Here is a 21,181-nt window from a genome sequence, read left to right as displayed (position 1 = left end):
ACGGGGAGGCGGGGACGCATGCCAGCTGAACAAATGGCCGGATCGGGTGACGGTTTTCGCGGGAATCCCGAAGATGTCCACAGGCCAACGCCCCCGGCGAGGCCCCTGGACTCCATCGACGAGGACATCCTGCGGATGCTCCAGACGGACGGCCGTGCCTCGATACGGTCGGTGGCCGAGCGCGTGCACGTGTCGCGCGCCAACGCCTACGCGCGTATCAACCGTCTCCTGGACGACGGCGTGATCCGCGGTTTCAGCGCCCGCGTCGACCACGAAAGGGCAGGTCAGGGCGCCTCCGCGTACATCACCCTGAAGATCGTCCAGAACTCGTGGCGGACGGTCCGCGAGGAACTCCAAGCGCTCCCCGGGGCCGCTCACATCGCCCTGGTCAGCGGCGACTTCGACGTTCTGCTGCTGGTGCACACCCCGGACAACAGGACGCTGCGGGAGCTGGTCCTGACGAAGATCCAGGCCATACCGGAGGTGCTGAGCACCCGCACCCTGCTGGTCTTCGAGGAGACGGACCTGGACCCCCAGCACCCGCAGGACTGACCGGAACCACTAGATCCACGGCCCTGACCTGCCACTATGCGCCCGCAACCATCACCGTGTGTCCGCAACCATCACTGTGCGTCCATAGCCACCGCGATCAGTCCGTCCGCAGCCCGTCGAAGGCCATCCGCACCAGCGTGTCCACCAGCTGATCCTGCTCCGCCGCCCCGTCGGGGTGCGGCCGGTACCACTCCACCAGCGAGTTGATCATCCCGAAGAGCAGCCGGGTGGCCAGCCGGATGTCCACGTCCGCCCGCAGGTCCCCGTCGGCCGCGGCGGCCTTGAGCAGATCGGCCACCCGCTGGTCGAACTCGCGGCGCCGCTCCAGCGCCCAGCGCTCGGTGTGGGTATTGCCCCGCACCCGGAGCAGCAGGGTCACGTAAGGCAGTTCCGCCATCAGCACCTCGACGGTGCGCCGGGTGACGTACTCGACCCGCTCGACGGCCCGCCCGCGCTGCGCCCGCGGCTCCTCCAGGATGCCGAACAGCCCGTCCAGCGCCCGGCTGACCGCGCGCCGCAGCAGCTCCTCCTTGCCGGAGACATGGTGGTAGATCGAGGACTTGGAGATTCCGGCGGCCTTGGAGAGGTGCTCCATCGAAGTGCCGTCGTAACCGCGCTCGTTGAAGATCCGGACGGCCACGGCGAGCAGGGTCTCCGGGGTGTAGGTGTCCCGCTTGGCGACAGTGCTGGTGCTGGTGCCGGTGCCGGTGCCGGTGCGATCCGTGGTGCTCATGTGGTGGGCTCCTGCTCTGCGTACCCCTGCCGGTAGTGCGCCAGGGAGGGTGCGTATCGGCCGGTGGGGCAGCGGGCGTGCAGCGCGGTGAGCAGGTCGAAGGACCAGTCGCCGGTGAGGTCGCGGCCCCATTCCAGCGGTCCGCGCGGGTAGTTGACGCCGAGCCGCATCGCGGTGTCGATGTCCTGGGGCGAGGCGACCCCCTTGGCGACCGCGTCCAGCGCCAGGTCGATGAGCATGGCGACCGTACGTCCAACGATCATGCCCGGCACGTCACCGATGACGCTGACGTCCTTGCCGAGCGCCTGGAACAGCCCGGTGGCTTCCCTGAGGGTCTCCTCCGACACGTCGTCCGAGGCGGACAGCGCGATACGGGTGGCCGCCCGGTAGTCCAGGGCCAGGTCGAAGTAGACGACGTCGCTGTACTCGACCGAGGTGTTCCCGTCCACCAGCGAGAGCTGCCCGCCGCTCGGCAGTCCGATGTAGGCGCCGTCGGCGGACACCTTCTTCACCTCGATGCCGTCCGTCTCCTGAAGCATCACGATCACCTCGGAGGCCGGGCCGAAGTCCCCGGCGACGGTGATCTGTGCCGGTGCGGCCTGGGCAGCGGCCGTGTGCGGTGCGGGCTTCGCGGCCCCCTCCCCGTACGGGAACCAGCCGTGACCGGCCTTCCTGCCGAGGCGCCCCGACTCGACCAGGCGGCGCTGCGGCAGCGAGGGCACGAACTTGGGGCTCTGGAAGAAGGCCTCGAAGACGGACCGGGAGACGGCTTCGTTGACGTCCTGGCCGATCAGGTCGGTCAGCTCGAAGGGGCCCATCCTGAAGCCGCCGGACTCGCGCAGCACGGCGTCGATGGTGGCCGGATCCGCGGCCTGCTCCTCGTACACCGCGAAGGCCTCGGCGTAGAAGGGACGGGCGATCCGGTTCACCAGGAAACCGGGGGTGTCGGCGCAGCGCACCGGCCCCTTCCCCCAGGCGAGAGCCGTGTCGTACGCCCGCGTGGCCGCGTCCGCGTCGGTCGCGAAGCCACTGACGACCTCGACCAGCGGGAGCAGCGGCGCCGGGTTGAAGAAGTGCATCCCGACGAAGCGGCCGGGGTGCTTCAGGCCCCCGGCGATCGCGGTGACGGACAGCGAGGAGGTGTTGGAGGCGAGCAGGCAGTCGGCGGCCACGATCTCTTCGAGGGAGCGGAACAGCTGCTGCTTTACGGGCAGCTGCTCGATGATCGCCTCGACGACGAGCGCGGATGCGGAGAGGTCGCGCAGGTCGTGGGCGGGGTGCAGCCGCCCGAGCGCCTCCTCGGCGTCCGCCTTGTCGAGCCGCCCCTTCTCCACCAGCCGCTCGACGCGCCCACGTACCGCGGCGACGGCCGCGGTGGTGCGTTCGGCGTCCACGTCGAAGAGGAACACGGGGTGTCCGGCCATGAGGGCGACCTGGGCGATGCCCTGGCCCATGGTTCCGGCGCCGACGACGGAGACGGTGCGGGCGCGCTCGATTGCTGTCATGCGGCCAATCCTCCAGGACGCGATGAGCACCGGGACAAGCAGGGCTCTGCGGAGATGGGCAGGGCTTTACGTCGGCCCCCTTGTCCCGACCGATCGTTCGGTTACTCTAACTTCTGTCCGCCGCTTTCCGCCCGCCTTCGCCCGTCGAGGAGTTGGTCCGCCGCCATGCAGTCGTCCCGGAAACTGACAGAGCTGACCGAGGCCCACCGGCCCACGCTGGAGAAGGCCCTGGAGGCGATCCGCACCCGCGAGTACTGGTCGCCGCACCCCGAGCACCCCAAGGCGTACGGGGAGAGCGCGGCGGCGGACGGCCTGGCCGCGTTCGAGGCACTGAAGAACACCCGCTTCGACCTGGGCGAGCAGCCCGGCACGGACGGCTGGGTGGGCGGCGCCGCCTCCGAGGGCGGCGAGATGTCGCCCTACGGTTTCGAGTTGGGTGTCTCCTATCCGCACGCCGACATCGATGTGCTGCTGCCCGCGATGCGAGCCGGCATGGCTGCGTGGCGGGACGCGGGTCCCGAGGCGCGCGCGGTGGTCTGTGTGGAGATCCTGGCCCGGATCAGTGCCCGCACCCATGAGTTCGCGCACGCGGTCATGCACACCAGCGGGCAGGCGTTCATGATGGCGCTCCAGGCGGGCGGCCCGCACGCCCAGGACCGCGGCTTGGAGGCGGTGGCGTACGCCCTCGTCGAGCAAACCCGGGTCCCCGGCTCGGCGGACTGGTCGAAGCCGCAGGGCAAGCGCGACCCGCTCAACCTGTCGAAGTCGTTCACCGCCGTGCCGCGCGGCATCGCGCTGATGATCGGCTGCAACACCTTCCCGACCTGGAACGGCTACCCGGGCCTCTTCGCCTCGCTGGCCACCGGCAACCCGGTCCTGGTCAAGCCGCACCCGCGCGCCGTGCTGCCGCTCGCCATGACGGTGAAGGCGGCCCGTGAGGTACTGGCCGAGGCGGGCTTCGACCCCAACCTGGTGGCGCTGGCCGCCGAGGGTCCGGGCGAGGGCATCGCCAAGACGCTCGCCACCCGCCCCGAGATCAAGATCATCGACTACACGGGGTCGACCTCCTTCGGTGACTGGCTGGAGACGAACGCCCGCCAGGCGCAGGTCTACACGGAGAAGGCCGGCGTCAACACCGTCGTCCTCGACTCCACCGACAACTACAAGGGAATGCTCTCCAACCTGGCCTTCTCGCTCTCCCTGTACAGCGGCCAGATGTGCACCACCCCGCAGAACCTGCTGATCCCGCGCGACGGCATCGGCACGGACGCGGGTCCCAAGACGTACAACGAGGTGGTCGAGGACCTCGCGAAGTCGGTCGGCGGCCTGCTCGGCGACGACGCCCGGGCGAACGCGCTGCTCGGCGCGCTGGTCAACCCCGACGTGAAGGCCCGCCTGGAGACGGCGGCCAGCCTCGGTGAAGTCGCCCTCCCCAGCCGCGAGATCAGCAACCCGGACTTCCCCGACGCGACCGTCCGCACCCCCGTCATGGTCAAGCTGGACGGCACGAAGCCGGACGCCGAGGCGGCCTACATGTCGGAGTGCTTCGGCCCGGTGTCCTTCGCCGTCGCGGTCGACTCCACGGCCGACGCGCTCGACCTGCTGCGACGTACGGTCCGCGAGAAGGGTGCGATGACGGTCGGCGCGTACACCACCTCGCCCGAGGTGGAACGGGCCGTCGAGGAGGTCTGCCTGGAGGAGTCCGCGCAGCTCTCGCTGAATCTGACGGGCGGGGTGTACGTCAACCAGACGGCCGCCTTCTCCGACTTCCACGGCTCCGGCGGCAACCCGGCGGCGAACGCCGCCCTCTGCGACGGCGCCTTCGTCGCCAACCGCTTCCGGACGGTGGAGGTACGCCGCCAGGCGTGAGGCACCCGCCCGACGCGCAGGGCGCATCCCAGGAACGAATGCCGTGACCCGAGCCCCCCAAGCCGGGTCACGGCATTCCCTGTTTCACGTGAAACATCGCCCTTCGCGGAACACGTCGCGTGTGCGGAGCACATCGTGTTTGCGGATCACGTCGTGTTTCACGTGAAACATGGCGCCCTGCTAGGAGATCTCCGCGTACCGCTGCACCCACGCATGCATCGCGATCGCCGCCGCAGCGCCCGCGTTGATGGACCGGGTCGAGCCGAACTGCGCGATCGAGCAGACCATCGACGCGTGTTTCCGGGCCTCTTCGGTCAGCCCGGGGCCCTCCTGCCCGAACAGCAGCACACACCGCTTCGGCAGCACGGTCCGCTCCAGGGGAACCGCTCCCGGCAGATTGTCGATGCCGATGATCGGCACACCTTCGGCCTCGGCCCACGCGGTCAGCGACTCGGTGTCGGGGTGGTGGCGCACATGCTGGTAGCGGTCGGTGACCATCGCCCCGCGACGGTTCCAGCGACGGCGGCCCACGATGTGGATCTCCTTGGCCAGGAACGCGTTGGCGGTCCGCACCACGGAGCCGATGTTGAAGTCGTGTCCCCAGTTCTCGACGGCCACGTGGAAGTCGTGCCGCCGGGTGTCCAGGTCGGCGACGATCGCCTCGCGGGTCCAGTAGCGATACGGGTCGACCACATTGCGGCGGTCGCCCTGCGCGAGCAGCTCCGGGTCGTAGCGCTCACCCTCGGGCCAGGGGCCGGGGTGCGGGCCCACGCCGATCTCGGTGCCGAAGCCCTCGTCGTACTGCACCGGCTCGGGGCTCACCGGCTCGGGGCTCACCGGCTCGGGCGCATGGGTGTTCTCGCTGCTCACCCCACGAGCGTACGGGGCTGCTCCTCCTGGTCCGTACGACGCTTCACCGCCGCCTTGGCAGCGGGCGCCCCGAGCACCTTGTTCCGCACCCGGCCGGCCCGTCCGCCGAGCCACATCAGGAAGACCGTCGGCAGGAACACCGCGTCCGCGGCGATCATCGCCATCGAGAAGAACGGCAGCCCGAGCAGCACCGCGATGCTCGCGTGCTCCAGCATCATCAGCGCCAGCAGGACGTTCTTGACCCGCCGGTTGAAGAGGGTGAACGGGAAAGCGACCTGCACTATCACCGTTCCGTACGTCACCACCATCACCATCACGCCGCTGGAGGCGAGCAGCGCGGAGAGGTCCGGCCAGGGGGTGAAGTAGTCCAGGTGCAGCGGGTAGTGGATGGCGGTGCCGTCCTGCCAGCGCGTGCCCTGCACCTTGTACCAGCCGGCCGTCGCGTAGACGAAGCAGACCTCGACCATGATGATGAGCAGTCCCGCGTTGTGCACCAGGTTCGCCAGCACGTCCAGCAGACGCCTCGGCTCTCCGTCGGCGTACCGGCAGACTCCCCACCACAGGGCCTGGACCAGCAGCAGCGTCCAGAAGACCAGCAGCCAGCCCCAGCGCATGACGCCCGTGAAGGTGACCACCGAGAGGGCCACTCCGAGCACCGTCCACAGCGCCGGGCCCACCCGGTCACGTACGACGGCGGCCACCGCGCCGCCCGCTTCCCGCACCCGGCGGGCGTCCAGCGACCACACCTGGCCACAGCGGGTGAGCACCAGATACATCGCCATCAGGTGGATGACGTTGTCGCCGCCGTCGCCCATGAAGACGCTGCGGTTGAGCAGCGAGAGCACGCCGACCATGAAGAGGACGGACATGGTCCGGGTACGCCAGCCGATCATCAGCAGCACTGCGGACACCATCGCCGCGACGTACACGAACTCGAACCACAGCGGGCTGTCCGTCCACATCAGGACGGTGAAGGCCTTGTTGTCGGAGATGATCTCCTGCGCCATGTCCCAGCCCCACGGGCCTCCGGGTCCGTACATCTCATGGCGGTGGGGGAACTCGCGCAGCAGGAAGAGCAGCCAGGTCGCGGAGAAACCGATCCGGACGACGGCGCTCTGGTACGGGCCGAGCGCGGCGGAGCTGACGTTCTGGACGCCCTGCTGGAGGACCCGGACGAGCTTGCGGTCGAACCCGCCGAGACGCTGCTTGGAGGCGGGCGCCGGAGGGGTCGTGGGGCCTGGAATCTCTGTGCTCACTTGGTCACCCCTGCGTCCCTGGCGGCCTTGGTGAGGTCGGCCGGTGTCACCGTCCACCACGGAAGCTGCCGGTACGACGGCGTGGTGGCCACCTTCTCCGTGCTCCACTTCGGCGGCTTCACCACGGTGGTGCGCGAGCGCACCTGGATCCGGGCGACGGCACCGCCCATGTCGAGCTCGGACATCCGCTCCAGCACGATGCGCCGTACATAACGCTCGGAGAGTTTCCCGCGCATGCCGAGGGACTGATTCTTCTCGTCGTGCCAGCCGACATAGAAATCCCAGCCGCGGCGCAGTTCGTTCTGGACGGTGTGGCTCGGCAGCAGGCTGCCGCGGATCTCCTTGGCATCCCTGGCGGTGAAGTCGATCCACTCCGTGGTGCGCCACTGGCCGCTCTCGGTGCGGATCTGGGCGCGGGCCTGGACGGCGATGTTCTGCTGGAGCGGGTTGGGAGCGAAGAGCTTCCAGTTCTGCTCGAACTCGGGATTGATCCAGGCGTCCACCGCATCGGCGTGCTCCTTACTCACCGTGTTCGACGGGCTGACGTGCAGGAACACCATGCCGAGGTGGACCAGAGCGGTGACGCCGATCAGAGCGAGCGCGAGGGTGGCGACGATCCGTGAGCGGAAGGACAGCCCGGCTATTCCCGGCCGGTCGCTGGCGTCGGCCGGGTCGGGAGGCGCGGCGGCCCCACCGGTCCCGGTCCCGGCCTTGTCGTCGTACGAATCCATCCCGCCCCGATCAGCACGTGTCGGCCCAGTTATCCACAGAGGTTGACACCCTACGGGCCGTCGCCCCACCATTGAAGTCATTGAACCGAACGATCGGTCGGTAGGTGGCAGAGGGGGCCAGGATGACGACAGTGACGGCAGAGCAGACTCCGCCGGGCCGGGACACGGGGACCACGCAGGCGGCGACGGACGCGGCGGACAAGGCAGCGTTCGACACCGCGGTCGCCGCGGACGAGCGCATCGAGCCGCGCGACTGGATGCCGGACGCCTACCGCGCCTCCCTGGTCCGCCAGATCGCCCAGCACGCGCACTCCGAGATCATCGGCATGCAGCCGGAGGCCAACTGGATCACCCGCGCCCCCTCGCTGCGCCGCAAGGCCATCCTGATGGCCAAGGTCCAGGACGAGGCGGGCCACGGGCTCTACCTCTACAGCGCCGCCGAGACGCTGGGCACAAGCCGCGAGGAGCTGCTCGACAAGCTCCACGCCGGCCGCCAGAAGTACTCCTCGATCTTCAACTACCCCACCCTGACCTGGGCCGACGTCGGCGCGATCGGTTGGCTGGTGGACGGCGCCGCGATCACCAACCAGGTCCCGATCTGCCGCTGCTCCTACGGCCCGTACGCCCGCGCCATGGTCCGTATCTGCAAGGAGGAGTCCTTTCACCAGCGCCAGGGGTACGAATCCCTGCTCGCTCTCTCCAAGGGCACCCCGGAACAGCACGCGATGGCGCAGGACGCGGTGAACCGGTGGTGGTGGCCGTCGCTGATGATGTTCGGCCCGCCGGACGACGAGTCCTCGCACTCCGCTCAGTCGATGGAGTGGAAGATCAAGCGCCACACCAACGACGACCTGCGTCAGCGCTTCGTCGACATCGCCGTCCCGCAGGCCGAGTCGCTCGGCCTCACCCTCCCCGACGCGGATCTGCGGTGGAACAAGGAGCGCGGGCACTACGACTTCGGCGCCATCGACTGGGCCGAGTTCTGGGACGTACTCAAGGGCAACGGACCCTGCAACGAACAGCGGATCACCCAGCGCCGCCAGGCACACGAAGTGGGCGCCTGGGTGCGCGACGCGGCGGCCGCGTACGCCGAAAAGCACAGCCCGCGCCGCAGCGGCCCAACGAACACCGGGGCCCCCAACACCGGCGCACCGAACACTCGCGCACAGAGCACCGGCGCACCGCACACAAGGGGGACGGCAGCATGACCGGTACGGCTTCGCACCACGACTGGCCGCTGTGGGAGGTGTTCGTGCGCTCGCGTCGCGGACTGTCCCACACCCACGCCGGCAGCCTGCACGCCCCCGACGCGGAGATGGCCCTGCGCAACGCCCGGGACCTCTACACCCGCAGGTCGGAAGGGGTCTCGATCTGGGTGGTGCCGTCCACCGAGATCACCGCGTCCTCCCCCGACGAGAAGGACTCCTTCTTCGAGCCCGCCGGTGACAAGCCCTACCGGCACCCCACCTTCTACGAGATCCCGGACGGGGTGAAGCACCTGTGACCACCACACCCACCACGCACTCCGCCGCCCTCGCCCTGGGCGACGACGCGCTGATCCTGTCCCACCGGCTGGGGGAGTGGGCAGGCCACGCCCCCGTACTGGAAGAAGAGGTCGCGCTCGCCAACATCGCACTGGACCTGCTCGGCCAGGCCCGCATCCTGCTCTCGCTGGCCGGCGACGAGGACGAGCTGGCCTACCTCCGCGAGGAGCGGGCCTTCCGCAACCTCCAGCTGGTCGAGCAGCCGAACGGCGACTTCGCCCACACCATCGCGCGCCAGCTCTATTTCTCCACCTATCAGCACCTGCTGCACGGCCAACTGGCCGCCGGGGAAAGCGAATTCGCCCCGCTCGCGGCGAAGGCGGTCAAGGAGACGGCGTACCACCGCGACCACGCCGAGCAGTGGACGCTGCGGCTGGGCGACGGCACCGAGGAGAGCCACGGGCGGATACAGCGGGCGCTCGACGCGCTGTGGAAGTTCACCGGCGAGCCGTTCCAGCGGGTCGAGGGGGTGCAGGGGGTCGACTGGCAGCAGCTCGAAGCGGACTGGCTGGAGTCCGTGACGGACATCCTGGAGCGGGCGACGCTGACCGTGCCCGAAGGGCCGCGCACCGGCGCCTGGGCCGCGGGCGCCGGGCGGCAGGGACTGCACACCGAGCCGTTCGGGCGGATGATCGCCGAAATGCAGCACCTGCACCGCAGCCACCCGGGGGCGACATGGTGACCACCACTCCGCTGGAGGAAGAGCTGCGCCGCCTGGCGGGCTCGGTGCCGGACCCCGAGCTTCCGGTGATCACGCTGGAGGAGCTGGGTGTGCTGCGCGCGGTCCATGTGTCCGGGCCCGGCAGGGTGGAGGTCGAGCTGACCCCGACGTACACCGGCTGCCCGGCGATCGAGGCGATGTCCGCCGACATCGAGCGGATACTGCACGAGAGCGGCGGGATGGCCGAGGTGTCGGTCCGTACGGTGCTCTCGCCGGCCTGGTCGACGGACGACATCAGCGCCGAAGGGCGGCGCAAGCTCGCCGAGTTCGGGATCGCACCGCCGCGCACCACCCGCGACCTGGCGAGCGAGCCGATACCCCTGTCACTGGCCATCCGCTGCCCGCACTGCGGGTCCATAGACACCGAGCTGCTCAGCCGCTTCTCCTCCACCGCGTGCAAGGCGCTGCGCCGCTGCGCCGCCTGCCGCGAACCCTTCGACCACTTCAAGGAGTTGTAGATGCCGTTCCACCCGCTCCGGGTCCGGGGCATCGAGCGGCTCACGGACGATGCGGTGGCCGTCACCCTCGCCGTGCCGCCCGAGCTGCGCGAGACCTTCCGGCACGTACCGGGCCAGCACCTGGCGCTGCGGCGAATCGTGGACGGGCAGGAGATCCGGCGTACGTACTCGATCTGCGCGCCCGCCGCCGAAGCCCCCGAGGAGCCGGTGCTGCGGGTCGGCATCCGGCTCGTCGACGGCGGCGCCTACTCGACGTACGCCCTCAAGGAACTGCTGGTCGGGGACACCGTCGAGGCGATGCCACCGATGGGCCGGTTCACCCTGGAGCCGCGCGACGGTTACTTCGCGGCGGTGGTCGGCGGCAGTGGGATCACCCCGGTGCTGTCGATCGCGACAACGCTGCTGGCCCGGCGGCCCGAGGCCCGGTTCTGTCTGATCCGCAGTGACCGGACGGCCGCTTCCACCATGTTCCTTGAGGAGATCGCCGACCTCAAGGACCGCTTCCCCGGACGGTTCCAGCTGGTCACGGCGCTGTCGCGGGAGGAGCAGCAGTCGGGGCTGCCCTCCGGGCGGCTGGACGAGGAGCGGCTGACCCAGCTGTTGCCCGTGCTGCTGCCGGTGGCGGACATCGACGGCTGGTATCTGTGCGGTCCGCTGGGTCTGGTGAAGGGGGCCGAGCGGGCACTGCGCGGGCTGGATGTCCCGCGGGAGCGGGTCCATGAGGAGATCTTCCATGTGGACGACGGGCCGACGTCCGGCACACCCGCCGTTCCGGTGCCGGCCGCGGTGGGCGGCACGCTGACCGCGACGCTCGACGGGCGGTCCGGGACCTGGCCCGTGCAGGACGGCGAGTCGCTGCTGGAGACCGTACTGCGGGCGCGGGCCGACGCACCGTACGCCTGCAAGGGCGGGGTGTGCGGTACGTGCCGGGCGTTCGTGGTGCGCGGCGAGGTGCGGATGGACCGGAACTACGCGCTGGAGGCGGAGGAGACCGAGGCGGGGTACGTACTGGCCTGCCAGTCCCACCCGGCCACCGGGGAGGTGGAGTTGGACTTCGACCGCTGAGAACCTGTGGCCGCGCCCGGACGGGCGGGGGAGCTCGCCCCTGCCCATTCCCTTCCCGTAGAACGTGTTCTATCTTGACGCACCGTCAGATAGCAATGCGTTACGTCAACGGGAGGGCAGGGCAGTGGACTTCACCTTCACCGAGGAACAGCAGGCGGCCACGGAGGCGGCGCGGGCCGTCTTCTCCGGGGTGGCGCCGGACGCGGTGATCAGCCCGGCGCTCACTGCGGGGGCGGTGGCCGACGACTTCGACCGCCCCCTGTGGACGAAGCTGGGCACCGCCGATCTGCTGAGCCTGTTGCTGGCCCCGGAGCACGGAGGCGCGGGGCTGGACCCGGTCGCCCTGTGCCTGGTCCTGCGGGAGTCCGCCAAGGTACTCGCCCGCGTACCCCTGCTGGAGACGAGCGCGGTGGCCGCCGCCGTACAGCGTTACGGGGACAAGGAGTTGGCGGACACCGTGCTGCCCCGGGCCGGACGCGGAGAGCTGGTGCTGACCGCGGGGGCCAACGGCCGCAGCGGCCACGACCCGGCGGAGCTGGCGGTCACCGCACGGCAGGACGCCGGTGGCTGGGTGCTGGACGGCGCCCAGACGGCGGTGCCCTGGGCGGCGTACGCCGACCTGATCGCGATCCCCGCACACACCGACGCGGGCCGGGCCGTCCTCGCGCTGGTTCCCCGCGACCGTACCGGAGTGACACTCGCCGACCAGTTCTCCACCAGTGGCGAACTCCTCGCCGAGGTCCGCCTCGACTCCGTCACGGCGCAGCCCCACGAAGTCATCACCGACGGGGCGGCCTGGGACTGGCTGCGTTCGCTGCTCACCGTCGGCACCTGCGCGCAGGCGCTGGGGCTCGGGGAGCGGGTGCTGGAGATGTCGGCCGAGTACACCTCGGGGCGCGAACAGTTCGGCTTCCCGGTCGCCACCTTCCAGGCGGTCGCCGTGCAGGCCGCAGACCGGTACATCGACCTGCGCGCCATGGAGGCCACCCTCTGGCAGGCCGCCTGGCGGCTCAGCACCGGGGCGGGCGGGGCACTGCCCCTGGCCGGGGACGTGGCGGTCGCCAAGATCTGGGCCTCGGACGGGGTGCGCCGCACCGTCCAAACGGCACAGCACCTGCACGGCGGCTTCGGCGCCGACACCGACTACCCGCTGCACCGCTACCACGCCTGGGCCAAGCAACTGGAGCTCAGCCTCGGCCCGGCCGCCGCCCACGAGGAGACCCTGGGCGACCTGCTGGCCGCCCATCCCCTCAACTAGCGCCTGCTCGCGACCACTTGCTCAGAGCACGAACGCGGACGCGCCGCCGTCGGCCACCATCGGCCGGCCGGCGCCGTCCCAGGCGAGCATTCCGCCCTCGATGTTCACCGCGTCGATGCCCTGCTGCACCAGGTACTGGGTGACCTGCGCGGAACGCCCACCGACCCGGCACATCACATGGGCACGACGGCCTTCGGCCACCGCCTCGGTGACCTCACCGAACCGCGCGACGAAGTCGCTCATCGGCACGTGCAGCGCACCCTCGACGTGCCCGGCCGCCCACTCGTCGGCCTCCCGGACGTCCAGCACCAGTCCGTCGGCCGGTACCGAGGCGACATCCACCGAGGGCATGGAGGCGAAATTCATGGGTCAGGCCTTCTCTCGTACCAACACAGCACACACCAACACAGCACACACACACGCAGCGCACGCACACGCAGCGCACACAGACACAGCACTCACACCGGGTCCCCCCGGCGCTCGGCCGTGATCGGGCACCACAACCGCCTGGGAACGCTACTGCACCCACCGGGCCAGCTCGGCCTCACGCTCGGAGACCTGAGCCAGCAACTGCTCCGCGATCTCGTCCAGCAGACGGTCGGGATCGTCCGGCGCCATCCGCAGCATCGACCCGATCGCGCCCTCCTCCAGCTCGCGGGCGACCGCTGTCAGCAGCTCCTTGCGTTGCGAGAGCCACTCCAGCCGCGCATACAGCTCCTCGCTCTCGCTGAGCCGCACCTCAGGCACCGGACCGGCCGCCCACTCCTCGGTGAGCTCCCGCAGCAGCGACTCGTCGCCACGCGCGTAGGCGGCGTTGACCCGGGTGATGAACTCCTCGCGCCGCCGCTGCTCCTTCTCCTCCCGCGCCAGGTCGGGGTGCGCCTTGCGGGCCAGGTCGCGGTACAGCTTCCGCGCCTCCTCGCTGGGGCGCACCCGCTCCGGCGGCCGCACCGGCTGCTCGGTCAGCATGGAGGCGGCCTCCGGCGACAGCCCGTCGGAGTCCATCCAGTCGTGGAAGAGCTCCTCCACACCCGGCATCGGCATCACCAGCGCCCGCGCCTCCTGCGCCTTGGCCAGATCCTCCGGATCGCCGGTCCGCCGAGCCTTCGCCTCCGCGATCTGTGCGTCCAGCTCGTCCAGCCGCGAGTACATCGGCCCGAGCTTCTGGTGGTGCAGCCGGGAGAAGTTCTCGACCTCGATACGGAAGGTGTCCACCGCGATCTCGAACTCGATCAACGCCTGCTCGGCAGCCCCCACCGCCTTCTCCAGCCGCGCCTCGGGGCGTGCGGTGCCCGCACCCTCAGCGGTCTGCACCTCTTCGTTGGGGGTAACCGGTCCCCCGGCGGCATCCTGAGTCACCCATCCAGCCTACGGTCCCGCCTCCACGCAGGCGGCCGTCCCCCTCACACCCCCGTCTCCGCCGCGATCCGCCCCGTCCGCACCGCCTCCACCAGCACCGCGTGGTCCGCCTCCGTGCGGTCCGCGTACGCGACCGCGAAGTCGGCGACCGCCTCGTCGAACTCCTCGTTCTTCCCCAGATAGCCGGCGACGGTCCGTGGGTCGGCGCTGTGGGCGTGGGCCCGGGCCAGCAGGGCGCCAGTCATCCGGCCGTAGTCGTCGACCTGATCGGCGGCGAGTGCCGCCGGGTCGACGCTCCCCTTGCGGTTTCTGAACTGCCGCACCTGGAAGGGCAGCCCGTCAACCGTGCACCAGCCGAGCAGGATGTCGCTGACCACCTGCATCCGCTTCTGCCCGAGGACCACTCGCCGGCCCTCGTGGACCGGCTCGGGTAGCGGAAAGCCCGCCTTCGGCAGGTACGGGGCGAGGACGGAGGCCCGGGCCTCCTTCACCTGGAGCACCAGCGGCTCGCCCCGGTGGTCGAGCAGCAGCACCACGTACGACCTGGTGCCGACGCTGCCGGTACCGACCACCCGGAACGCCACGTCGTGTATCGCGTACCGGGCGAGCAACGGCAGCCGGTCCTGGGCGACCGTCCCCAGGTACTCGCCAAGCGCCGAGGCCACGGCTGCCGCCTCCTCGTCCGGCACCCTGCGCAGCACCGGCGGCGCGTCCACGAACCGGCAGCTCCCGTCATCCGCACGCTCGGTGGACCGGGCCGCGAACCGGGCGCTGGTGTTCTTGCGGGCCTTCTCCGAGACCCGCTCCAGCGTGCCGAGCAGGTCGCGGGCGTCGGTGTGGGAGACGAGTTCCTCGTCGGCTATCGCGTTCCACGCGTCGGCCACGGGCAGCTTCGCCATCAGCCGCATCGTCCGCCGGTAAGCGCCGACCGTGTCGAACGCCCCCTGCCGGCAGGTGTCCTCGTCGGCCCCCGCCTCACGCCCCGCCAGCACCAGCGAGGCCGCGAGCCGTTTCACATCCCACTCCCACGGTCCGACCACCGTCTCGTCGAAGTCGTTGAGGTCGATGACCAGCCGGCCCCTGGCGTCCCCGTAGAGCCCGAAGTTCGCCGCGTGCGCGTCACCGCACAGCTGGGCGGCCGTCCCCGTGACGGGGGTGCCCGCGAGGTCGTACGCCATCAGCCCGGCCGCACCGCGCAGGAAGGAGAAGGGGCTGGCCGCCATCCGGCCCACCCGTATCGGAGTGAGCGAGGCGACCCGCCCCCGGCTGGACTCCTCGACCGCACGCACCGCGTCCGGCCGCCCGGCGTCGAGCGTCAGCGTGCGGTGCGCCGACCGCGGCGCCCTCTCCCGCAGCGCCTTCCCCTCCGCCTTGCGCGACCTCCGCTCCCCGGCCCCGGCCGCACGCGGCGCGAATCCCTCCACCACCGGTATCCGACTGCTGCCCAGCCCGGCCCCCACCTTGTACCCGGCCTCGCTCGTCACGTGCCGCCACCCCCGTTCCGTACCTCTTCAGCGGCCGTTCGAGCCGGCCGTGCGATCAACTCCCCATGACCGTAACGCCGTTGCCCCGCAGCCGCTCCGGCCCCCTGTGGATAACCCCGGAAAAGTATGAAGAACGGCCCCGGACCAGGTCCCGAGCCGCTCCCCTCACTGCCGTTCGCACCCGGCTCACACGCCGACCGCCTCCTCCAGCTCCTCCTCCACCGGCTCCGCGCGCCCGGGCCCGGCCAGCTGCGCTCCCGTCTCGGGCGCCCCGGCGGCCGCCCGCCGGCGCCGCGCCGCCTCACCCGCCGCCGCGATGCCCATCACGGCCACGCCCGCCACGAACCACAGCGCCAGCACCAGCACGCTCCGTCCCACGCCCGCCCCGTCGAAGTACACGTGTCCGCGCGCACCTTCGATGAAGCCGGCCCCATTCCAGAAGGAGTGCAGCGCGGCGAAGAAGCCGGACTGGAGCTCGGGCCGGAAGATGCCACCGGAACTGGTGAAGTTGAGCATCACGAAGAGCACCATCACGCCCAGCGTCGTCCACCGCTTGAGGAAGGTGTGCAGACCGACGCCGATCAGCAGGATGCCCGCCGAGTAGATCCACGACATCGCCCACACCCCGGCGAGCCCCTGATCCACCAGGTGGAAGAGCGGCCCCGCGAAGACCGCCCCGATCGCGCTCACCACCAGTGACATCCCGACCGCGAGCAGCGCCCTGATCCGCAGCGGCAGCACCGCACCGGCACCTCCGATCACCGCGACCGAGGCGTACGAGCCGATGCTCAGCGCCACGAGCAGGAAGAACAACCCCTGCCCTGTCGGGTCCCCCTCCGACACGGGCGCCACATCCGTCACCTTGAGCGGCGCGCCCTGCTGTGCGGCCAGCTCGGTGAAGACCTTCTCGACGACGGTGGCCGTGGTGTCGGAACCGGCCGTGGCGACGATCAACTCGGGCTTGGCGCCCGGCAGATACGCCCCGTAGATCTCCCGGTTCAGGAGCTGCGACCGCGCCTGGTCCCGGTCCGCGACGGTGCTCACGTCCAGCGCGCCCGCCCCCTTGTCGTGCAGCGTCTGGGCCAGCACCTGCGCGCTCGGCCCGGAGCCGACGACGTCCACCCGCAGGTTGTGCGGCTCGGGGGCGTGGAAGGCACCGAGGTAGGCCAGCCCCATCCCGATGCACATCAGCAGCGGGGCGACGAGGTGGCCAAGGACGTGCCGCAGCGACGCCGACGTACTGCTCGGACCTATGGGGGACGCAGACATCAACCGACTCCAGCACACACGGAAAGGCCCGGGACAGGGCGCGAAACGGCACAACAGAACACAGTGGTTGGCATTTACAACCACCTCATTGGATGTACTCTACAACCAATCGAGCGAAGGGCAAACCCCACATGACCCCGCACAATTCCCGGGCTCAGGACTCTGCGGAGCCCGGGGACCCGGCAGACCCACGAGACTCAGCGAACCCACAGGGCTCTCCGGGCCCCCACGACACCGAAGCCTCCCCGGACACCGGGACCGCCCGACGCGCCACCGCCGTCGACACCATCGAGCGCGAGCTGACCGCCTTCGCCCGCCGGGCCCGTGCCACCGCCGCGCGCCTGCACCCGGAGCTGCCCCTGGTCTCGTACACGCTCCTCGCGCACATCAACGACCAGCAGGGCTGCCGCGCCACCGACCTCGCCGCCCACTACATGCTCGACAAATCCACCGTCAGCCGGCAGCTCACCGCCCTGGAGAAACTCGGTCTGGTGGAACGGCGCCCCGACCCCGACGACCACCGCGTCCAGGTCCTGCACCCCACCGAGGCGGGCGCAGCCACCCTCATCGCCACCCACGCCAGCCGTCACGCCGCCTACCAGGAACGCCTCGCCGACTGGAGCGAAGCCGACCTCACCCGCTTCGCCTCGTACCTGCTGCGCTACAACGACCACAGCCGCACCTGAGGACCCCACGCACTGAGGGATGTTTCACGTGAAACGTCCACCAGGGCCTAGAACCGCACACTCCACACCGTCGCCGCCCCCGCCGACCCGCCCTCCGCCGCCGGCATCCGCAGCACCGTCGCGTCCCGTCCACCGACCAGCTGACGTACCCCCGTCGCGTCCGGCTGCAACCTCCCCTTCTCAAATCGCACAAAGCTCACCCGGGTTCCCGCGGGCACCTGCTTCCCCTCGCGCACCCGCTCCCTGTACTGCCGGTACGTCACGGCATCGCACCCGGAGTACCAGCCGAACTCCGGCTCGTACCCGGTGACGATCAGGCACTTCTCCCCGTCCTGCGCCGCCAGCGCCCGCGCCACCGGCACCGTCGAGACACCCAGTGCCGTCGGGCCCGGCATCGCCCCGTGCGCCACCACCTGCGCCGTACCGAGCACCGTCAGCCCGGCCAGCGCCGCCACCACGGCGAGCACCCGCGGCGCCCACGCCCGGGTGAACTCCGCCACAGCCTGGACACCCAGGACGGTGAGCAGCGTCACCGGCAGGTAGACGAAGCGCGGCTCCCCGTCCGTCGCCACCCCCAGCACCACGAACACCAGCAGCGCCGCGGACCCGAGGAACACCCGCCGCCGGTCATTGAAATGACCCGGCAGCTCCTCCGCCCCCTTCCGCACCCGCCGCCAGGCCGCGAACGCCGCGCACACCCCGGCCGTCATCACCACCGCGCCCAGATCTCCGGCCAGCCGGTAGGGGAAGACGCTCAGGTAATAGACCAGCCCGTCGCCCACGTACTCCCGGTTCGCCTGCGAGGTCGCCGACAGAATCATTCCAAGCGGCTCACCGGTGCGCTCCACCGCGTAAAGAAGGTGCGGTACCAGGCCCAGGGCGATCACCCCGACAGCTGCCCACAGCCGCCACCCGAGCGCCACCCAGGCCCGCGGTCCGTAAGCGAAGACCCCCGCCAGCGCCACGGCCACGAGGTTGCCCACCACTCCGTACCGCAGATAGAAGGCAGCCAGCACGGCGAAGGGCGCCAGCAGCAGCGCCCGCGCACCCGCCGTGGTCCCCGCCTTTTCGACCGCCGTGACCAGCAGGAAAACCACGATCAACAGCAACGCCGTGGACCCGATGTCATTGAGGTACTCGGGCACCCGCCGCAGGAACCCCAGCCCGCTCAGCAGCACCAGGACCACCACCACGGCCCGTCGCGGCGTCATCCATGCGCGGGCCACCAGGTACGTCGTGCAGAGCATCACCAGCGCGAGGAACAGGGCGACCGCCCGCAGCGCGCCCACGCCGCCGCCGGACGTGTACCCCTCGTACCCCGACAGCCACAGCGCGACCGTGCCCAGCGCGGGCAGCCCCACCGGACGGTAGACGCCCCAGCCCGCGTCCGGCGTCCCGTCCAGCCAGAAACGTGCCTTGTTCGCGTAGACCGCTTCCTCATGACCGAGATACGGCTCGAAGTCCTGCAACCACGCCCACGCACCGGCAGCCAGGGCCAGCACCACGAGGACGTACACCCACACCGGAACCAGCCGCAGCCACGTCTCCGCACGCGTCCACACACCAGAAGAACCGGAAGCGGCGGAATCAGCGGAAGAACCCGAAGAACCGGAAGTGGGAACTCCACCACCCATCGGCCCGTTCTCCACCCACCGGGGCTTCGCTGCCCACCACAGCACCGCCGCGATCAAGAGATAGGGCCACGGCTGCCACCCGGGCAGCCAGCCCCCGAGCCCGACGGCCAGCATCAACTGCTGCGCCGCCGCCAGCCCCGTCAGCACCACCGCACCGACCATGAACAGAACCGACCGCCGCACAACCGCCTCCGACCCCCGCACTGCGCAACGAGCAGCACACAACGAACAACAAACGGACAAACAGAAACGGGCCCCACCGTTTTCACGGTGAGACCCGAATCTCTGAAGTGCGCGAGGGGGGATTTGAACCCCCACGTCCCTAAGGACACTGGCACCTGAAGCCAGCGCGTCTGCCGTTCCGCCACTCGCGCATGAGTGATGTCGTTCGATTTTCCGCACTGGTTTGTGCGACCGGTTGGCGACAAGAAGAAGATTAGCACGGTGGTCGGGGTGGATTCACACGCATAGTTTGCGGGGACCCGCCAGTGGAACGACCGCCTCCGGCACCCACTCCTCAAGGGAGCAGGACGCGTACGGGACACTGTCAGGAAGCCACCTCTACGATCCCTTGTGAGGGGTGACACTCATGGACTGGGCGGACAAGGGGAACCAGCCGTTTTCCCGGCGCGTGGATACGATCAGTAAGCAGTACCAGGACGACAACGACGGAGGAGGTGCCCCATGGGAGTCCTGAAGCGTTTCGAACAAAAGCTCGAAGGCATGGTGAATGGCACCTTCGCCAAGGTCTTCAAGTCCGAGGTCCAGCCCGTCGAGATCGCCGGCGCCCTCCAGCGCGAGTGCGACAACAACGCGACGATCTGGAACCGCGAGCGGACCGTCGTCCCCAATGACTTCATCGTCGAGCTCAGCACCCCGGACTACGAGCGCCTGAGCCCGTACTCCGGCCAGCTGGGCGACGAGCTCTCCGGTCTGGTCCGCGACTACGCGAAGCAGCAGCGCTACACCTTCATGGGACCGATCAAGGTCCATCTGGAGAAGGCGGAGGACCTCGACACAGGTCTCTACCGAGTACGCAGCCGCACACTCGCCTCCAGCACCTCGCAGGTCGCCGCCCCGGACAGCGGCCCCGCAGCCCCCTCCGCCCCCCGTGGCGGCGGTTACGGCTACCCGCCCGCGTCCGGCGGCGCACCGCCGCCCATGCCCCAGGCCCCGCCCGGGAGCCCCGGCGGTCCCGTGCGCCCCGCACCGGCGGCCGACCGCCGCGCTCCCGGCCCGATGCCCGGCGCCCAGACCAGACACTGGATCGAGATCAACGGCAACCGCCACCAGATCTCACGTCCCACCCTCGTGATGGGACGCAGCACCGAAGCCGACGTACGGATCGACGACCCCGGCGTCTCGCGCCGGCACTGCGAGATTCGTACCGGTACGCCCTCGACGATCCAGGATCTCGGGTCCACAAACGGCATCGTGGTGGACGGGCAGCACACCACCCGCGCTACGCTCCGCGACGGCTCGCGGATCGTCGTGGGCAGTACCACCATCGTTTACCGGCAAGCCGAAGGGTGAAGCGGGGGCAATGTCAGAGCTGACCCTGACGGTCATGCGGCTAGGTTTCCTAGCTGTCCTGTGGCTATTTGTGATTGTGGCCGTCCAGGTCATCCGCAGCGACCTGTTCGGCACTCGTGTCACGCAGCGCGGCTCACGCCGCGGCAATGCGTCCGACACGCGTGCCCAGCAACAGCAGCAGAACACCGGTGGGGGACGCCAGCAGGCCCCCCCGCCCCAGCAACAACGCCAGCGCCGCGGCGCACCGACCAAGCTGGTCGTCTCCGAAGGCAGCCTCACCGGAACCACGGTGGCGCTCCAGGGGCAGACCATCACGCTCGGCCGCGCGCACGATTCGACGATCGTGCTGGACGACGACTACGCGTCCAGCAGGCATGCCAGGATCTATCCGGACCGCGACGGCAACTGGATCGTCGAGGACCTGGGTTCGACCAACGGCACCTATCTCGACCGGAACCGGCTCACCACGCCGCAACCGATTCCGCTGGGCGCGCCGATCCGCATCGGCAAGACCGTCATCGAGCTGCGGAAGTAGTACGACAATGAGCGAGCGGAGCGAGCGAGCCGCAGCGGCCCCGGCACGGGGCCATGGCGCCCTGTGTACGGGCCCGTGCGCGCTCCCGACCGGAGGGTGGGCAGTGTGGCTCGAAACCC

21 protein-coding genes and 1 tRNA gene are annotated in these 21,181 nt (G+C 70.2%); 11 read left to right on the top strand and 11 right to left on the bottom strand.

Annotated features, from left to right (window positions below; translation table 11 throughout):
* The first annotated feature begins 18 nt into the window (after nt 1-18).
* Nucleotides 19-552 carry an Lrp/AsnC family transcriptional regulator gene (locus tag ACIA73_RS11315; protein WP_399438153.1) on the top strand — a complete coding sequence of 178 codons (534 nt, stop codon included), beginning with the start codon at nt 19-21 and terminating at the stop codon, nt 550-552.
* 97 nt (nt 553-649) lie between these two features.
* Here ACIA73_RS11315 and ACIA73_RS11310 read toward each other — a convergent pair whose 3' ends face one another.
* Both ACIA73_RS11310 and ACIA73_RS11305 read right to left on the bottom strand, forming a co-directional pair.
* Nucleotides 650-1,285 carry a TetR/AcrR family transcriptional regulator gene (locus ACIA73_RS11310; protein ID WP_399438152.1) on the bottom strand — a complete coding sequence of 212 codons (636 nt, stop codon included), beginning with the start codon at nt 1,283-1,285 and terminating at the stop codon, nt 650-652.
* Nucleotides 1,282-2,790, bottom strand: a complete 1,509-nt coding sequence (locus ACIA73_RS11305; protein ID WP_399438151.1) for a 3-hydroxyacyl-CoA dehydrogenase — start codon at nt 2,788-2,790, stop codon at nt 1,282-1,284. The genes ACIA73_RS11310 and ACIA73_RS11305 overlap by 4 nt, the downstream gene beginning before the upstream one ends.
* Before the next feature lie 165 nt (nt 2,791-2,955).
* On the opposite strand from ACIA73_RS11305, the gene paaN reads away from it, so the two are divergent.
* Nucleotides 2,956-4,659, top strand: a complete 1,704-nt coding sequence (gene paaN, locus ACIA73_RS11300; RefSeq protein ID WP_399438149.1) for a phenylacetic acid degradation protein PaaN — start codon at nt 2,956-2,958, stop codon at nt 4,657-4,659.
* A gap of 180 nt (nt 4,660-4,839) precedes the next feature.
* On the opposite strand, the gene ACIA73_RS11295 is transcribed toward paaN, so the two are convergent.
* Genes ACIA73_RS11295 through ACIA73_RS11285 form a run of 3 tightly spaced genes read right to left on the bottom strand, consistent with a single transcriptional unit; the run spans nt 4,840 to nt 7,516 of the window.
* On the bottom strand, nt 4,840-5,529 hold the full coding sequence (locus ACIA73_RS11295; RefSeq protein WP_399438148.1) for a TrmH family RNA methyltransferase: 690 nt from the start codon (nt 5,527-5,529) through the stop codon (nt 4,840-4,842).
* Nucleotides 5,526-6,785 (bottom strand): HTTM domain-containing protein, encoded by a 1,260-nt coding sequence (locus tag ACIA73_RS11290; protein ID WP_399438147.1) that lies wholly within the window; start codon nt 6,783-6,785, stop codon nt 5,526-5,528. Before ACIA73_RS11290 ends, ACIA73_RS11295 begins: the two co-directional genes overlap by 4 nt.
* Nucleotides 6,782-7,516, bottom strand: a complete 735-nt coding sequence (locus ACIA73_RS11285) for a DUF5819 family protein (protein ID WP_399438146.1) — start codon at nt 7,514-7,516, stop codon at nt 6,782-6,784. Before ACIA73_RS11285 ends, ACIA73_RS11290 begins: the two co-directional genes overlap by 4 nt.
* A 122-nt stretch (nt 7,517-7,638) precedes the next feature.
* On the opposite strand from ACIA73_RS11285, the gene paaA reads away from it, so the two are divergent.
* From paaA to ACIA73_RS11255, 6 genes are all read left to right on the top strand, one after another.
* On the top strand, nt 7,639-8,724 hold the full coding sequence (gene paaA / locus ACIA73_RS11280) for a 1,2-phenylacetyl-CoA epoxidase subunit PaaA (protein ID WP_399438145.1): 1,086 nt from the start codon (nt 7,639-7,641) through the stop codon (nt 8,722-8,724).
* A complete protein-coding gene (gene paaB, locus ACIA73_RS11275) occupies nt 8,721-9,020 on the top strand; it encodes a 1,2-phenylacetyl-CoA epoxidase subunit PaaB (RefSeq protein WP_399438144.1) in 300 nt (99 codons plus the stop codon). The genes paaA and paaB overlap by 4 nt, the downstream gene beginning before the upstream one ends.
* Nucleotides 9,017-9,742, top strand: a complete 726-nt coding sequence (paaC, locus tag ACIA73_RS11270; protein WP_399438143.1) for a 1,2-phenylacetyl-CoA epoxidase subunit PaaC — start codon at nt 9,017-9,019, stop codon at nt 9,740-9,742. The genes paaB and paaC overlap by 4 nt, the downstream gene beginning before the upstream one ends.
* Nucleotides 9,736-10,239 (top strand): 1,2-phenylacetyl-CoA epoxidase subunit PaaD, encoded by a 504-nt coding sequence (gene paaD, locus ACIA73_RS11265; RefSeq protein ID WP_399438142.1) that lies wholly within the window; start codon nt 9,736-9,738, stop codon nt 10,237-10,239. Before paaC ends, paaD begins: the two co-directional genes overlap by 7 nt.
* Nucleotides 10,240-11,304, top strand: a complete 1,065-nt coding sequence (locus tag ACIA73_RS11260; RefSeq protein WP_399438141.1) for a 2Fe-2S iron-sulfur cluster-binding protein — start codon at nt 10,240-10,242, stop codon at nt 11,302-11,304.
* A gap of 124 nt (nt 11,305-11,428) precedes the next feature.
* Nucleotides 11,429-12,562 carry an acyl-CoA dehydrogenase family protein gene (locus ACIA73_RS11255; protein WP_399438140.1) on the top strand — a complete coding sequence of 378 codons (1,134 nt, stop codon included), beginning with the start codon at nt 11,429-11,431 and terminating at the stop codon, nt 12,560-12,562.
* A gap of 21 nt (nt 12,563-12,583) precedes the next feature.
* Here ACIA73_RS11255 and ACIA73_RS11250 read toward each other — a convergent pair whose 3' ends face one another.
* The 4 genes from ACIA73_RS11250 to ACIA73_RS11235 all read right to left on the bottom strand — a co-directional run bounded on the left by ACIA73_RS11250 (nt 12,584) and on the right by ACIA73_RS11235 (nt 16,674).
* Nucleotides 12,584-12,928 carry a rhodanese-like domain-containing protein gene (locus ACIA73_RS11250; RefSeq protein WP_399438139.1) on the bottom strand — a complete coding sequence of 115 codons (345 nt, stop codon included), beginning with the start codon at nt 12,926-12,928 and terminating at the stop codon, nt 12,584-12,586.
* A gap of 150 nt (nt 12,929-13,078) precedes the next feature.
* Nucleotides 13,079-13,921 carry a hypothetical protein gene (locus tag ACIA73_RS11245; RefSeq protein WP_399438138.1) on the bottom strand — a complete coding sequence of 281 codons (843 nt, stop codon included), beginning with the start codon at nt 13,919-13,921 and terminating at the stop codon, nt 13,079-13,081.
* A 44-nt stretch (nt 13,922-13,965) separates the two neighbouring features.
* Nucleotides 13,966-15,405 (bottom strand): DUF2252 domain-containing protein, encoded by a 1,440-nt coding sequence (locus ACIA73_RS11240; RefSeq protein ID WP_399438137.1) that lies wholly within the window; start codon nt 15,403-15,405, stop codon nt 13,966-13,968.
* A gap of 186 nt (nt 15,406-15,591) precedes the next feature.
* On the bottom strand, nt 15,592-16,674 hold the full coding sequence (locus ACIA73_RS11235; RefSeq protein WP_399438136.1) for a hypothetical protein: 1,083 nt from the start codon (nt 16,672-16,674) through the stop codon (nt 15,592-15,594).
* Nucleotides 16,675-16,961: 287 nt separating this feature from the next.
* Between ACIA73_RS11235 and ACIA73_RS11230 the strand changes: the two genes are divergently transcribed.
* Nucleotides 16,962-17,360: a MarR family winged helix-turn-helix transcriptional regulator gene (locus tag ACIA73_RS11230; RefSeq protein WP_399438577.1), complete on the top strand. Its 399-nt coding sequence runs from the start codon at nt 16,962-16,964 to the stop codon at nt 17,358-17,360.
* A gap of 47 nt (nt 17,361-17,407) precedes the next feature.
* Here ACIA73_RS11230 and ACIA73_RS11225 read toward each other — a convergent pair whose 3' ends face one another.
* Both ACIA73_RS11225 and ACIA73_RS11220 read right to left on the bottom strand, forming a co-directional pair.
* Entirely contained in the window at nt 17,408-19,177 is a 1,770-nt protein-coding gene (locus ACIA73_RS11225; RefSeq protein ID WP_399438135.1) for a glycosyltransferase, read from the bottom strand.
* Between the two features lie 108 nt (nt 19,178-19,285).
* Nucleotides 19,286-19,368: transfer RNA gene (locus ACIA73_RS11220), tRNA-Leu, on the bottom strand.
* A 310-nt stretch (nt 19,369-19,678) separates the two neighbouring features.
* On the opposite strand from ACIA73_RS11220, the gene ACIA73_RS11215 reads away from it, so the two are divergent.
* Together ACIA73_RS11215 and ACIA73_RS11210 are read left to right on the top strand one after the other, a co-directional pair.
* Entirely contained in the window at nt 19,679-20,527 is an 849-nt protein-coding gene (locus ACIA73_RS11215) for an FhaA domain-containing protein (protein WP_399438134.1), read from the top strand.
* 10 nt (nt 20,528-20,537) lie between these two features.
* Nucleotides 20,538-21,062, top strand: a complete 525-nt coding sequence (locus ACIA73_RS11210; RefSeq protein ID WP_399438133.1) for an FHA domain-containing protein — start codon at nt 20,538-20,540, stop codon at nt 21,060-21,062.
* Nucleotides 21,063-21,181: the final 119 nt, after the last annotated feature.

The organism is Streptomyces sp. NPDC051561 (assembly GCF_044454195.1).
Taxonomy (GTDB): domain Bacteria; phylum Actinomycetota; class Actinomycetes; order Streptomycetales; family Streptomycetaceae; genus Streptomyces.
Note: the sequence above shows the minus strand (reverse complement) of the source record. Positions and strands in the feature narration are given on the sequence as shown.

Excerpts from the sequence above, each read along its gene's own strand:
- paaD (WP_399438142.1), top strand. The coding sequence starts at position 9,736 with ATGGTGACCACCACTCCGCTGGAGGAAGAGCTGCGCCGCCTGGCGGGC.
- ACIA73_RS11310 (WP_399438152.1), bottom strand. The coding sequence starts at position 1,285 with ATGAGCACCACGGATCGCACCGGCACCGGCACCGGCACCAGCACCAGC.
- ACIA73_RS11315 (WP_399438153.1), top strand. The coding sequence starts at position 19 with ATGCCAGCTGAACAAATGGCCGGATCGGGTGACGGTTTTCGCGGGAAT.
- ACIA73_RS11260 (WP_399438141.1), top strand. The coding sequence starts at position 10,240 with ATGCCGTTCCACCCGCTCCGGGTCCGGGGCATCGAGCGGCTCACGGAC.
- ACIA73_RS11215 (WP_399438134.1), top strand. The coding sequence starts at position 19,679 with ATGGGAGTCCTGAAGCGTTTCGAACAAAAGCTCGAAGGCATGGTGAAT.
- paaA (WP_399438145.1), top strand. The coding sequence starts at position 7,639 with ATGACGACAGTGACGGCAGAGCAGACTCCGCCGGGCCGGGACACGGGG.
- paaN (WP_399438149.1), top strand. The coding sequence starts at position 2,956 with ATGCAGTCGTCCCGGAAACTGACAGAGCTGACCGAGGCCCACCGGCCC.
- paaB (WP_399438144.1), top strand. The coding sequence starts at position 8,721 with ATGACCGGTACGGCTTCGCACCACGACTGGCCGCTGTGGGAGGTGTTC.
- ACIA73_RS11250 (WP_399438139.1), bottom strand. The coding sequence starts at position 12,928 with ATGAATTTCGCCTCCATGCCCTCGGTGGATGTCGCCTCGGTACCGGCC.
- ACIA73_RS11210 (WP_399438133.1), top strand. The coding sequence starts at position 20,538 with ATGTCAGAGCTGACCCTGACGGTCATGCGGCTAGGTTTCCTAGCTGTC.
- ACIA73_RS11285 (WP_399438146.1), bottom strand. The coding sequence starts at position 7,516 with ATGGATTCGTACGACGACAAGGCCGGGACCGGGACCGGTGGGGCCGCC.
- ACIA73_RS11305 (WP_399438151.1), bottom strand. The coding sequence starts at position 2,790 with ATGACAGCAATCGAGCGCGCCCGCACCGTCTCCGTCGTCGGCGCCGGA.
- ACIA73_RS11235 (WP_399438136.1), bottom strand. The coding sequence starts at position 16,674 with ATGTCTGCGTCCCCCATAGGTCCGAGCAGTACGTCGGCGTCGCTGCGG.